Here is a 12,087-nt window from a genome sequence, read left to right as displayed (position 1 = left end):
TTTCAGGGACCACAGCCGTCCGGAAGCCGGTTAAGGTCGATCGCCCCCGGAACTCCAGAGATTTCAGCAAAAGGGGGTGGTGCCAGAGTCGGGAAGATGAAACCTTTTCAGCATCCCATCAGCCTGCCCGTCGCCCAGCTCCTCACCCTGCTGCTCCTGGCGGCGGACATGATGCCCGACGAGGCCGTCGAAGCGCGCTGCGAGCGTGCCGCCCGACACCTGCTGCGCCAGGAGGTGTACGTCGCCGAGGATGAGGCCCGCTGCACCCAGACCGGCCAGTTGGTCCGCCGCCGCCCACAGGGCCAGCAGATCCGCCGCCTGCTCGAAGACATCGCCCAGGACGGTCCGGTGCCCACCGCCCGGGGCCTCGCCGAAGGAGCACGGCTACTCTCGCTGCATCGGGACCTCCGGTCCGAGGCCAAAAGGACGCCGATGGGCCTGATGCGGATCGCCCGGGAGAGCGCCATGCTGGACCACACGGCCGGCTTGGTAGTGGACCTGGGTGTGGGCAGCCATCCCAACTGGACCTGGTGGGACGCCGAGGTGGTGGCCACGTTGAGCGAGGGTTGCCAGTGGCTGATCCAGCGGGTCCAGTCGGGCGCGCTTTTCGGCGGGCACTCCGAGCCGGATCAGGGCGGCTACCTGTACGGCGAGGATGACGGCCGGCCGTGGATCCTGACAGTCCCGGCCGACGTCAGGACGATGCAGCAGGCGCAAGCGGCGCTGGCACAGGCGCGGGCACGCGCAGTGGAACCCTGAGCGGTCCACGCCCTCAAGGACAAGATGTCTTGAACACAGAGCGGCGCGCCTGGGGCGCGCCGCTCTCGTTGCTAGACCATCAGGTGGTGCACTTCGCGCCGCCACGGCTCATCGTCCAGCTCGTCGCCGTCGCGCATCAGTTGCCACGTTGGGTACGCATCCCAGCGAAAAACAAGATCGGCGGTCCAGCCGTGGGTGCCAGCGTAGGGACCACGCTCTATGTAGGCCCAGCCGGTCACGCTGGCGGTCACCAACCTTGGATCGAGGCTGGGTTTTGGGCCACCAGCCGCATGCCGCCACACCTGCGCGGCCCACGCCGGCAGCTTGTCGGTGTCCACTTTGACCACGCCAGGAACGCCGTCCAAGGTCAGGCCGTCTGCTGTAGCTGGCACGAGCAAGCCTTCCCCTGCCACTGGGGCTGGCAGCGCCGGCGCTGCCAGATCACCGCGCGTGATCCGCGCCCGCCGTCCGGTCACGGCCTGCCGGACCAGGCCGAGGGGGACGGCCACCAGCTCAGGCAGCTTCATCAGAGCCTGGATCTCGGCCTCGTCGCCGCGCTCCGCGTGGTCCGGGCCGCCCAAGAGCGCCGAGAGCGACGTGGTCAGGCCGCTCTGGGTCTGTCGCACCACAGCACACTCGATGCCGTGGGCGTGATTACTGAGTGCTTCGAGGGCCTGTTCCTGGGCGGAACTGGGGTAGAGCGGAACGGTGTACTCGTGATTCTGTGATTTGGTCATGGATAGATTTCCTTATGGTGTACGCGGCAGCGTGGGGCCGCCGAGAGCGAGGGCGCGGTGAATGGTCCGTTGGAGGTAGGTCAGTCCCGGTCCGGCCGGGCGGTCCCAGCGCGCGCGCCCTAAGGCGCTGGCACGCATCAGGCGCTCAATCTGGTCAGGATCCTGGGTGGAAAAACGCAGCAGGCGAGCCAGCGCGAAATCGGCCTCCGACGGGCTGGGGTAGGTATCGCTGTCGCCGGCCAGCAGCCTGGCCAGCTTGGGACCGTTTTTGAGTGCGCGCAGCCGGGCCAGCACCTCGTTATCAGCCAGCGGCAGAGAGGCCAGCAGTGTCGGCTGGGCAACCAGCACCTCAGACGGAAACGCGCGGCTGTAAACAGCTTCCAGGGCCACCTGCCGATGGGGAACGACGGCCAGCGAGCCGGGGAGGCGGTGGCCAGTCAACGCGATGAACCCAGCGTCCAGCAGTTCCAGACCTCCGGCGCGGCGGCGTCCTGGCGGTAGCTGGCCCCGAATTAAAATGTGCAGCCCCATGCCCGACACGCTGACCTCGGCGTAGCCCCGCAGCTCGTCAACGATGCCCTGGACCCAGGGCAACACCGCTCCACCCCGCAACACGCCGTCCAGGTCAGCGGCCACCACCCCCAGGTCCGGCCCGAGGACCAGGCCCAGCCCGTCGGCGCGGCCATCGGCCACCAGGGTGGCCGCGTCGGTCAGGCCCAGCCAACGCTGCCGCTCACGGACGTCGGCGGGGATCAGTCTGCCCTGGACCATGGCATGCGGCACCTTACCGAGCCTTCCGTTCCCGCGCGGATGAAAGAGAAACGGCAGATACCGGCGCTGGCCGCGCAGATCCTCAGGGAGGCCACTCACGTTCAGGGTCACGGCCACCCCAGTGCCGTCCAGCCCTGCCGCCGGATCACGCGCGCTGCGTTGAGATCGGGGTGGGAGGTCTGGCCGCAGGAGGCGCAGCGAAACAGCTCTCCAGTCTGCGGGCGCGGCCCCACCCGCAGACACACGCAGCACGTACGCGAAGTGTACGCGGGCGGCATCCGCAACACCGTCACCCCATGCTGGACAGACAGGGCGTTCAGCCAGTCCAACCAGGACACCAGCCCCACATCCTGGGCGTAGTCGGCGAACGGAAACCCGCGCCGCGCGAAGCCGCCCCAATCCAGGCGTTCCACGACCACCGCCCGGTACCCCAGCGCGAGGTCCAGATGGCTCTCGAGCAGCGGCCGCAGCCGCAGGAACATGGCCCGCCGGTGCTGCGCGCGCGCCCAGGCCTCGTGATGCGGCGCGGCCGAGGTCCGGACCAGCGGCGGCTGCGCGAACGGGCCGCGAAACGGGCGGGGCGTGAGGACGTTCAGACCGTGTGCGGCGCAGGCGAACGGGTGGTGATACCCGACATCGACGCCCAGGACGTCGTCGTGAACCCAGCCGGGCACCTCCCCGGCGCCGAAACGCCACTCCACCACCCAGCGCGCGGGCAGGCCGTCGCCGTCGATCCAGCGCAGGACCGTCTCTTCCCGACTGACCGGGTCACCGGGGCATGGCTCCGGCAGCTCAGGCCAGGGCAGCTCGGCCCACGGCCCACCACGCGTGCGGCGAGCAAGCACCTCGGCCGCCGCATCCCGGTCGCCGGCGTCGAGCCAACTGCACTCCAGCGCATCCCGGAGGTTGCGCTCATGGACGGCACGGCGCTGCTGACGGCGCAGCAACGCGTGCCAGTGGGGGTTGGGAAGGTAAAGGTCAGCGACGATCAGCTCGTCAGCACCCAGGGTGGAGATCGCCAGCGTGACGGGATCCAGGACCCGCACGCTGTGGTCCAGGTGCAACTCGGGTGGCTGTGCTGGGGGCCATGGCCCTGGCAGGGTGCCATGCGGGCAGCTGTGCCACTGGCGCGCGGTCTGGGCAGCCATCCAGCGCAGCGCACTGGGCGGAACGGTGGGGGTCCAGCCCAGCGCGTCCCGCGCGGCCCGTACCTCGTCGTCGAGCTGATCCAGGGTTGGGAGTGCACGTGTGCGCGGACGCGGATGGTCGGCGCTGATGGGGCTGGTCCCAGAGGCGAAGGCGAGAAGCGAGTGGTTGCCACCGCCGGCGCGGTGGTGGAGCCACGCCGTCAGGGTGTGCTGCGCGGTGAGCAGGGTGGTCCAGATGGCGCGCAGGTGCGCGTCCTGTGTTGGAGTGGGATGAATGCGCGTGGTCAGGCGCACTGGTGGTTTTGGCATGGATTTCCTGGATGTGGTGAGGGGGTTTTTTGCGTTTGCGGTCTGCTCCCGCTGGTGGTTCCCGCCCACGTGCCCTGTTGATCTGTTTTCTTCGCTGTGGCATCCCTCCGCTTCTGTCGAATTTGCTTTTCAGGGCTTCCTTTTCCCTTCCTCCTTCTGGTCCTCGCCGCCGGACACGGTGTACGTCGCCTACCAGGTCTCAGCGAAATCGAGCGTCACCTTCCACTGCCAGTCCCCCTCGCTCCAGCAACCCTCCAGAGACGCGGACCCCGAGTACACGATCTCGATTTCCTCAGAAGCGACGTGGGTGGACTCGTCGTAGGCCGGCTTTAGCCACAGGGCGTCGTACGCCCAGTCAGGCATACCGGTCAGGTCCGCACGCACCTCCCCGACGCCGTCGATGTGAAGCGTTTCGGGTCCTGCACGCCGCACCAGTCCGGGGCCGGCGATCACGTGGGACGCGCGGCACTCCGGCAGGCCGTCGACGCTGCGCGCGGCGGACTGCCTCAACCCGCACCGGCACGAGGCGATGGCGTCCTCGAGGACGGCTGGTGGGCACGCCTGGAACAGCGACGTCGCCGCGAGGGCCGTGGCCTCGCCTGCGGCCGAGCGATCGGCGTGATCCGGTCCGCCCGCCAGCGCGGAGAGGGCCACGTCTTTGCCTTCGAGCGCCAGAGCCGCCTGATCCGTGGTGAGTCGTTCGGCCGAGCGGTGGGCCGCGCCGAGACGCAGCAGAGTGAGGGCCTGGGCGGGGGTGGAACGTAGGGGCACTTCGACGAAATGGGCGGTGAGTGGATTTAACATTCTTTTCCTTGGTAGCCGAGAACAACAACGGTCTTTCAGTCGCTGTCCGTCTGGCTGGTGTGGGTAGGGCGAGTGCGTAGGTGGGCGGTTGACCAACAACTTTTCCTTTCATCTCTCTTTCTTTCCATTCCGGTTGTCCTGGGCTTTTTTTCCTCTTTCCCCGTCTTCGCCGTTTTCGTTAGCTTCCCCCTTCCTGTGTCCACCAAGGCGGGGGCCAAGGGTCATGCCTGGCCCCTGTCGCCTTCGCTCTCCTCCTTTTCTCCATGTCGATGTGCAAAGCCGGTGCGCATCTCAAGCGTCACAGCGCCGCACCCTGTCAGACGGGTTCATCAACACGAGTCGCGTGACCCGTCTCCCCAAGCTACGGAGTGTGGTGTCTCTGCTGGTTGTTGCTGTTGCGCTGCGCGCGCGTCATGCGGTATGTGTGCAGTCTCGACAACGATGCGGGGTGGGTGTCCACTTTTGGTGCCGCACTTCGGGGTCACCGAAACTGTTGTTCGTACAAGCCACGCCCTGTCCTACAACCCCCGCTCGACTGCGCCTCTGTGATCGGCAGCGCAACACTCCCCCCCCGTGTCCACATCCGTCCGCAGTTCACCCAACGAACGCATCTGTCCGTCTGGCTTGGGTGGTGGCCTGAGCGGTCTGTCTCGGCAGTGCGTGCTGCCGTATCCTCGGCGTGCGCACTGTTCCGATGCTCAGGTGGATGACGGCGCGTTTGTATCGTCACCCTGTCGCGCAGTTGTCCTCCGGCAGGCGATGACGCCCCTGCACTCGTGTCGGTGTGCCGGTCGTCCACCGACGCGCCGCCATGTCGTCCGCCTTCGAGTGCGCGTCTGCTGCCGCCTGCTATCCAGAGGCGCACCTGCGTCGGATCTCGCAAAGCGCCCTTCGCTGCCCGCATCTTTGCGCTGGGCTGGTCCGTTACAGGCTTGAGTTCAGCCGGATGAGGGACGCGCCTGTGAAGGCCCAACCCCTATGAGACCATGAAAGGAAATCTGGAACACAAAGTGCGAGATCCAGCCCGTCTGGGATGGCTTTTCACGAGGAAAATCCAGGAAACAGATGCCCAGGACTGTTCTGATTAGGAAGATGCCGCAACCAGCGATCCTGGAGATGCTGCATGGGGAGGTGAGAGACAGGGAGTCGGTCACCAGTAATGCCGCGTGAAAACGTGGGGAGCGTCCAAGTCGTTCGGAGATGGATGTCGCTGCACGTCCTCCGAGCCGTGCGCAGGTGCGGCGTCTGTTGAACGTGCAACGAGGTGCGCGCTGCCGCGCTGTGTTGCCGTGCTCCGTCTCTGGTGTCGGTGCTCCGCGCGGTCCATGTCGCGGTGAGGCCCGGCCCACTGGTTTTCTCGCATGCAGGTAGGGTGTCCTGCCGAGCGATCTACCTGCGCCGTCTGTGTAGGCGCTGTTCGCTGGTGGTCGTCGGCACATGTGGAACGTGCCCGTGTAAAAAACAGTGCAGCACACACGTGGTGTTTTTTGGTGCGGTCCTTCTTGTGTTGCCCTCTGCCGCTAGAGTGGACGACGATGAAGTCGAGTCTTTTGATGGTGGCCGCCCTGGGGTTGAGTGGTGCTGCGGGTGCGGCTGGAACGGAAATTCGTCTGGGTGTCCAGGGATCGGTGCTGCCGGCGCGGGCGGCCTCGGCGGGGGTAGACGCCACTGGACTGGGTGGACTGGCCGGCGTGCATGTGAGCGTCCAGGGTCCAGTGGGTTCTCGGGGCGTGCTGCTGCGCGGCACGCTCGAGGGCAACCTCGGGCTGCGCTCCGCCAGGTCCAACATGCTGCTCGACCTGACGCTGCTGCGTGTTGGTGGAACGGTAGGCACGGGAAAGCTGTACTACGGCGCGGGTCTGGGATCGGGCGTGAGTTTCGATATAAGCGACACGTCCGCGAGCCTGCCGGCGTTTATTTTTTCTCCGATTCGCCTGGCCAACGTGCACGGCGTGGTGGGTTGGAATGCGGGTGACGTCTCGGTGGAAGCCCTGGCCCGCCTGTCGGTCACGCCTGCTTTTGGCGTCAAACTGAGCCTGCCTGTGGGGATATTCGGGCGCTAAGCTCACCAAAGTGGACGCGTGGACCAGTTTCCTGCCGATGCAGTGATAAGTAGCTAGCGGGTGTATACTACCGTATCAAACGCCTCAGCCTAGACCTCACTGAATCCGCCCTCGCACGCCTTCGTCAGCGCTTGACTGCTGCTGAAGTGCTGCCGTGTGAACGTAAGCGATATTTGGCCCTCTGGCACGTTGCCCAGGGACAGACACCAGCTCAGATTGCGGCTCTTGGCCTCATGTCCGCCAAGAGCGTCCGAATCCATATTCACCTTTATCGTCAAGGTGGTTTGGACGCGCTCCAAGAGCGCGTTCATCCCGGCAGAACGAGCGTCTTGACACCGACAATCATGGCGGATTTGGAAGTGGAGATCAAAACTGGGCGGCAAGTTTGGAATTCTCGGAGCCTGGTAGCTTACGTTGCAGAGCGCTATGGAATCACCGTAAGCCGCACGGCCATGCGAACCCAACTTCACCACACGGGGCTGAGCTGGCAACGCACGCGTCTGGTGGTGGCTGGGCAGGCCGATCCTGAAATGAAAGTGGAGTTCAAGACCGACTTGGAGGCGGTAAAAAGGGGGCTCTGATGGGCCTCTTGCGGCTCCTGTTCCTGGACGAGTCAGCCGTCTGGCTGACTCAACCCAATATGTATACCTGGTCTGCCATCGCTCAGCCGATGGAGGTGCCGACCTCCAAAGCCAGAGGGATCACGGCCCGACTAAATCTGATGGGCTGCGTGGAGTATGGCAGCAACACCGTGCAGTACCGTGAAATCATGGGCAACACAACCGGCCAAGATACGGTGGCCTTTCTCGACACGCTGGCTGAGCAGGCTGATCCAGCCTGCCCCAGCATCGTTTTTTTAGATCAGGCCAGCATTCACACTTGTCGAGCAGTCACTCAGCATCGTGAGCGGTGGGGAATCCAGGGCTTGATCCCCGTGTATTTGCCGGTCTACAGCCCAGAACTTAATCTGATGGAATGCGGGTGGCTCAACTTGAAGTACCACAAACTTCTTCAGCGGCACTTCGACAATAAGGTCGAACTCCGGACCGCAGTGGATGACGCCAATTGGGGAATCGCCATATGAGGTCATCTACTCCAGCTAGCTACTTAGCCCGGGTGGTTGATACGCAACTCATGCTGCCAGGCATGATCTGCGGAGATGAGCGTGCGCCGCTCTTGCTGACGCAAGGCGGCCGCCCCAGCCCTCGGGGTGCTGCCAGGCGACCATCTGCGCCGCCGTAGAGAACGGCAGTGCCGTTTTCAGGAGCATGCTGACTCGCCCTACGGGGGACAACCGGGGTGCCTCCACGCCCTATCACAGCCAGCAGGGCGCTGGCGTTCAGCATCAGGCTATCGGTCAGAACCCGTACTCGCCGTCTGGCACGGTGGAAGTCTGGAAGCCGCGCGGATGCCTAGAGAGCTGCGGGCCGGAGGGTGGCCAGGACCACGACGGCCACCAGCCGGCGCCCAGAGCGCTGCACGCTGACCGCGCAGGCGTTGTGGTGGGCCGCCATGTCCCGCCGGACGCGCGCGCCGAGCCAGCGCGTGAGTTCGGCGCGCGCGTCCAGGGTGCCCCGCAGGTGCAGTTCATGACAGACCCAGTCGTCCGCCGCCCCACGCAGAAGCCGGAGCGTGCCCACGAAGAGTCGGCGGGCGCGGCGTCGGTAGCGGCCAGGCCACCACGTCCGGGGGCCGTAGGCCCGGGCGACGCGGAGCAACTCCGGCTCCTCTGGCAGGCGCAGGTGCCTCAGCAGATGCAGTTCCAGCTCGTTCACGGCCGCGCCCCGGTGCGGGCGCTCAGCCATCCGGCCAACTGGCCAGAGAGCCCCGTCCAGGCGCCGCCGGACTGCTTGCGGAAAGCGGACATCGCCTCCTCGGCGCTCTGGTCGGCGCGCTGATGCAGCTCTTCCAGGCGGCGGCCGTAGTCGGCGCACAGCACGGCGAGGTCGCGCTGGACGCCTTCCAACAGTTCCTGGACAGCTGTCAGTTCGGTCTGCGTGAGCTGCTGGGCCATCTGCCGATCAGCCTGGATCTCCGCCTGGGCGGCGACGAGCCGGGATTCGGCCCGCTCCAGGTTCCCGAGGGCGATCTCCACCCGGGCGGCGTCCCCCAGGGCCGCGCGCACGTCTTGGCGCGCCAGATGCTGCTCGCGCTTGTTCTGGCGGGCGTGGGCACCCAGCCGCGCGCCGGTCAGGACGCGGGCCGTGCGCTGACCCGACAGCATGCCCAGAATCGCCGAGGGCAGCAGGGCGATCAGGGCACCGATCACCGGCAACAGGCCAGAGACGCCGCCCTGCGTGCGGGCCTCCGGGTCCAGCGCCGCGAAGCCGCTGGCGACGATGTTGCCCTCGATGAACGCGAACAGGGCCGCCAGGCCCAGCCACGCCACCAGGGCGTAGGCGTGGTGGCGGCGCAGGAAGCGGTCCAGCCGCGCCGCGTCGCCCGCCGCGCGGATGTGCCGCGCGCCGCTGCGCAGCCCGGCGTGCAGGGCCAGCCATTCCATGACCAGTTTCAGGGTCATGGCGATGAATACGCCGATCACAGCCGCCACCACCACGCCCAGGGCGTCCAGGCTTTCCGGCAGGCCCAGACCCAGCCACGCCTGACGCAGCATGAGTTCGTACAGCGCCGGCCCCATCAGCAGGGCCGCCCCCATGCTCACGAGCGCGGCGGGCCGGGCGTGCGGGATGTCCTGGAAGGCCCCGGTCTCCATGCCGAGCGCCGTGATCTGGTCAGCGTTCAGATCGAGGTCCGCGCGGCCAGCCAGGCCCGCTTCCGCGAGGCGGCCCGCGAGCAGGTCCTGCGCCGCCACAAGGCGTTCCTCGCGGGCCTGGGCACAGGTCTGGGCCGCCTGCAACTGCGCGGCCCAAGCCGCACTCAGAGTGGGTGGACGGTGCAGGGCCTCCAGCAGCGCCTCGCGGCGGGCTTCCAGCCGGGCCTCACGCGCCAGCAACGGCGCGGACACCTCACGCAGCTCAGCGTTCAGGGCGGCGCCCAGATCCCGCAGGTCCGCCGCCTGCCCCTGCGCGACCACCCACAGAAACCGGGCGTACTGGGCGCCGTTTACCGGCACAGCCTGCTCGCCCAGCCGGTCCAGCCACGGGGTGATCCGCACGCGGCGGCCCCGCGCGTCCACACGGGGTGCGCCGTTTCTGACCGCCGATGGGGCCGTGGAGTTGTCATTCAGCGTCAGGGTCATGGGAAGCCTCCAGGTGGGGTCAGGGCGCGGCGAACGAGGGGTGAAGCGAAAACGGGCGCGGGGCTACCGTCTCAGCCGCCTCAGGAACAGACGCAAAATGTCCTGCGCGTCTGCCAGACCACGCGTGCCCACATACGCAGGCGCTGTGCGGAACAGGCTGTCAAAGGCGTCACGGTCGGCGCTCCGCGCCCCGACGACTGCGACCGGCAAGGTCAGGACACGGGCCGTGGATGGAAGCTGCGCGCGGGCCGGATCGTCCGAGAATGCCGTGTCCGTCACCAGCAGCAGTCCGCCCGCCGCGCCCGCCGCCGCCCACTTCAGGCCGTCGTTCAGCCGCGAGCCACGCGTGGCGCAGGGTTGCAGCACTTCCCGGTCCAGCACACGCGCCAGGTCCGTCAGGTCACGGCCCACCTGAGCCTCGTACACCGTGGCCGGGGCGCCGCACAGGCTCCCCAGGCGCACGCGGTCCACTCCTGGCACCAGACGGGTCACGGCCTGCAACACCGCCCCGCGCACCTGTCCCTCGCTGCCGGGCGTGCTGCCGAACATCGTCCGGTCCACCAGCACGTGCAGCGTCAGGCCCCGGCCCGCCTGCGCGGAACCGGGCAGACTCAGGGCGAGAACGGCAAACAGGGTGGCAGGTTTCATCATGGTTCACCTCTGGGCAGGAGACGGGAAAGGCAGGGCGGACGGAACAGCAACGCGTGAACCATTCCCGAATACAGACGCAAAACCGGGTGCGGATCAGAGGATTAGTCCCCAGCGCTGCCCAGAGCGCCCGTTGCGCACGGCCAGCGCGTGGCAGACGCCGCGCCAGAACCAGCCCCGCACCGTCACCTCGTCTCCAGGGGTCAGGGCACAGCCCACCCCGTCGCAGGGAACGAATACCGTCCGGTCAAGGCCCCGTGCCGAGACGACACGCACCACCTGAACGGTCCGGCGCAGCGAACGCCGCACGCGCAGGCCGCCGAGCAGCCAGAGCGCCAGTCCGCCGAGCAGCGCAAGCGGCCTGAACAACAGCCGCGCCAGACTCCGCCCCGCCCACCAGGGCAGGCGCATTCTGAAGACGGTCAGCACCAGCGCCGCCGCCAGTGCCCCGCCCAGGACCGTGCCCAGCGCTGTGGCCAGCCACGTGACGACGGCCTCCAGATGCGGCGATGCCAGGAAAACGGCTGCACCGAGGAACATCAAAGTCACCGCAGGCTGGAGCCACAGCCACCGGCCTGGCCGCATGACCGTCTGCACGGAGACCACGACACCGTCTACCTGCCAATTTCCCTGCATGGGCTGCTGCATCCGTCCTCCTGAAGGGCCGTTTGAGGGCTTCCGGAAACAGACGCAAAACTAGGTGCCCAAAAGAACCTGTCTAGACAGAAGTGCCGACGATTTGCGAATTATACATTTTCTGGCGAAAAGGACGTGCTGGCGGGTGAATAGCCTGTTTTGGAAGCACGCCAAAAGGGCCATCGTCGGCACTGCCGTCCAGCACGGCAAAATCTGGTATCTTTGGAGCGTCGGAACACGCGAAAACCGGAATGGGATGAATAATCAGGGGTCATCGGCATTTTCGGCTCCGCGAACGACGTGCAGGATGACAAAAAAAGTAGGGGCCATTTCAACGGCCTTCCCTGTTAAGGGACTGAAACGCCCGCCTGCGTTCACGTGTGTGTGAGTCATATATTTCAACGGCCTTCCCTGTTAAGGGACTGAAACCATGCGCAACTCGAACAGGCGGGCGTGCAGCAGATTTCAACGGCCTTCCCTGTTAAGGGACTGAAACCGACGTTGGGCAGTGCGACGGCCGTCTCAAAGGATTTCAACGGCCTTCCCTGTTAAGGGACTGAAACTACTTCGCTACCAGTGCCTTCCCACCTTTCAGTCCATTTCAACGGCCTTCCCTGTTAAGTAGCTAGCGGGTGAAGAACTGGTCATATGGCGGTGCCCCAGTCGGCGTCAAGGACAGCCCGGCGAAGTTGTGTCTTGTTCTCGAAAGATCGCTCTGGCAAGTGGTGGTACTTCAGATTGCGCCACTCGCCCTCCATTGGGTTGAGTTCTGGGCTGTAGACCGGCAAATACACCACCATCAAACCACGTTCACGCCAGCGTTCTCGCTGCTCAGACACTGCCCGACAGGTATGAATGCTGGCCTGATCCACGAAGACCAGAGTGGGACAGACGGGATCGGCGTGCTGGGCCAGGGTCTCCAGAAAGCCCACGGTGTCTTGGCCGGTGGTATTGCCCTCAATCTCACGGTACTGGACTTCGCCACTGGCGAAGTCCACGACCCCCATCAGGTT

13 protein-coding genes are annotated in these 12,087 nt (G+C 66.2%); 4 read left to right on the top strand and 9 right to left on the bottom strand.

Features of this window, described 5'->3' with window-relative positions; genetic code table 11:
* Positions 1-96 precede the first annotated feature (96 nt).
* On the top strand, positions 97-759 hold the full coding sequence (locus tag Q319_RS0107835; protein ID WP_029481643.1) for a hypothetical protein: 663 nt from the start codon (positions 97-99) through the stop codon (positions 757-759).
* Positions 760-830: 71 nt separating this feature from the next.
* Here Q319_RS0107835 and Q319_RS0107830 read toward each other — a convergent pair whose 3' ends face one another.
* The 4 genes from Q319_RS0107830 to Q319_RS0107815 form a co-directional block, all read right to left on the bottom strand.
* The gene (locus Q319_RS0107830; RefSeq protein WP_029481642.1) at positions 831-1,496 is read right to left on the bottom strand and encodes a hypothetical protein; all 666 of its coding nucleotides are present in this window, start codon (positions 1,494-1,496) and stop codon (positions 831-833) included.
* 12 nt (positions 1,497-1,508) lie between these two features.
* The gene (locus Q319_RS25425; protein WP_156039228.1) at positions 1,509-2,378 is read right to left on the bottom strand and encodes a phage NrS-1 polymerase family protein; all 870 of its coding nucleotides are present in this window, start codon (positions 2,376-2,378) and stop codon (positions 1,509-1,511) included.
* Entirely contained in the window at positions 2,375-3,724 is a 1,350-nt protein-coding gene (locus tag Q319_RS0107820; RefSeq protein WP_156039227.1) for a zinc ribbon domain-containing protein, read from the bottom strand. The genes Q319_RS25425 and Q319_RS0107820 overlap by 4 nt, the downstream gene beginning before the upstream one ends.
* Before the next feature lie 189 nt (positions 3,725-3,913).
* Positions 3,914-4,528, bottom strand: coding sequence for a hypothetical protein (locus tag Q319_RS0107815; RefSeq protein ID WP_029481637.1), 615 nt, complete (start codon positions 4,526-4,528; stop codon positions 3,914-3,916).
* A gap of 1,535 nt (positions 4,529-6,063) precedes the next feature.
* Here Q319_RS0107815 and Q319_RS0107805 point away from each other — a divergent pair.
* From Q319_RS0107805 to Q319_RS25420, 3 genes are all read left to right on the top strand, one after another.
* On the top strand, positions 6,064-6,591 hold the full coding sequence (locus Q319_RS0107805; RefSeq protein ID WP_156039226.1) for a hypothetical protein: 528 nt from the start codon (positions 6,064-6,066) through the stop codon (positions 6,589-6,591).
* Between the two features lie 131 nt (positions 6,592-6,722).
* Positions 6,723-7,172, top strand: a complete 450-nt coding sequence (locus tag Q319_RS26150; protein WP_081845942.1) for a helix-turn-helix domain-containing protein — start codon at positions 6,723-6,725, stop codon at positions 7,170-7,172.
* Positions 7,172-7,675 carry a transposase gene (locus Q319_RS25420; protein WP_051655201.1) on the top strand — a complete coding sequence of 168 codons (504 nt, stop codon included), beginning with the start codon at positions 7,172-7,174 and terminating at the stop codon, positions 7,673-7,675. Before Q319_RS26150 ends, Q319_RS25420 begins: the two co-directional genes overlap by 1 nt.
* 328 nt (positions 7,676-8,003) lie before the next feature.
* Here the strand turns inward: Q319_RS25420 and Q319_RS0107785 are convergent, their stop codons facing one another.
* The 5 genes from Q319_RS0107785 to Q319_RS0107765 all read right to left on the bottom strand — a co-directional run.
* Positions 8,004-8,396 (bottom strand): hypothetical protein, encoded by a 393-nt coding sequence (locus Q319_RS0107785; protein ID WP_029481628.1) that lies wholly within the window; start codon positions 8,394-8,396, stop codon positions 8,004-8,006.
* The gene (locus tag Q319_RS28210; RefSeq protein ID WP_029481627.1) at positions 8,363-9,790 is read right to left on the bottom strand and encodes a hypothetical protein; all 1,428 of its coding nucleotides are present in this window, start codon (positions 9,788-9,790) and stop codon (positions 8,363-8,365) included. The genes Q319_RS0107785 and Q319_RS28210 overlap by 34 nt, the downstream gene beginning before the upstream one ends.
* A gap of 63 nt (positions 9,791-9,853) precedes the next feature.
* Positions 9,854-10,441, bottom strand: coding sequence for a hypothetical protein (locus Q319_RS0107775; protein ID WP_029481626.1), 588 nt, complete (start codon positions 10,439-10,441; stop codon positions 9,854-9,856).
* Between the two features lie 93 nt (positions 10,442-10,534).
* On the bottom strand, positions 10,535-11,086 hold the full coding sequence (locus Q319_RS0107770) for a hypothetical protein (RefSeq protein ID WP_029481625.1): 552 nt from the start codon (positions 11,084-11,086) through the stop codon (positions 10,535-10,537).
* Positions 11,087-11,718: 632 nt separating this feature from the next.
* On the bottom strand, positions 11,719-12,087 hold a 369-nt coding region (locus tag Q319_RS0107765; RefSeq protein ID WP_029481624.1), incomplete at its 5' end, for a transposase.

This window comes from Deinococcus marmoris DSM 12784 (assembly GCF_000701405.1).
Classification (GTDB): Bacteria; Deinococcota; Deinococci; order Deinococcales; family Deinococcaceae; genus Deinococcus; species Deinococcus marmoris.
The sequence above is the reverse complement of the archived record's forward strand: the minus strand, read 5'-3'. Positions and strand labels throughout refer to the sequence as shown.

Excerpts from the sequence above, each read along its gene's own strand:
- Q319_RS0107770 (WP_029481625.1), bottom strand. The coding sequence starts at position 11,086 with ATGCAGCAGCCCATGCAGGGAAATTGGCAGGTAGACGGTGTCGTGGTC.
- Q319_RS0107775 (WP_029481626.1), bottom strand. The coding sequence starts at position 10,441 with ATGATGAAACCTGCCACCCTGTTTGCCGTTCTCGCCCTGAGTCTGCCC.
- Q319_RS0107820 (WP_156039227.1), bottom strand. The coding sequence starts at position 3,724 with ATGCCAAAACCACCAGTGCGCCTGACCACGCGCATTCATCCCACTCCA.
- Q319_RS0107805 (WP_156039226.1), top strand. The coding sequence starts at position 6,064 with ATGAAGTCGAGTCTTTTGATGGTGGCCGCCCTGGGGTTGAGTGGTGCT.
- Q319_RS25420 (WP_051655201.1), top strand. The coding sequence starts at position 7,172 with ATGGGCCTCTTGCGGCTCCTGTTCCTGGACGAGTCAGCCGTCTGGCTG.
- Q319_RS0107835 (WP_029481643.1), top strand. The coding sequence starts at position 97 with ATGAAACCTTTTCAGCATCCCATCAGCCTGCCCGTCGCCCAGCTCCTC.
- Q319_RS0107815 (WP_029481637.1), bottom strand. The coding sequence starts at position 4,528 with ATGTTAAATCCACTCACCGCCCATTTCGTCGAAGTGCCCCTACGTTCC.
- Q319_RS28210 (WP_029481627.1), bottom strand. The coding sequence starts at position 9,790 with ATGACCCTGACGCTGAATGACAACTCCACGGCCCCATCGGCGGTCAGA.
- Q319_RS0107830 (WP_029481642.1), bottom strand. The coding sequence starts at position 1,496 with ATGACCAAATCACAGAATCACGAGTACACCGTTCCGCTCTACCCCAGT.
- Q319_RS0107785 (WP_029481628.1), bottom strand. The coding sequence starts at position 8,396 with ATGGCTGAGCGCCCGCACCGGGGCGCGGCCGTGAACGAGCTGGAACTG.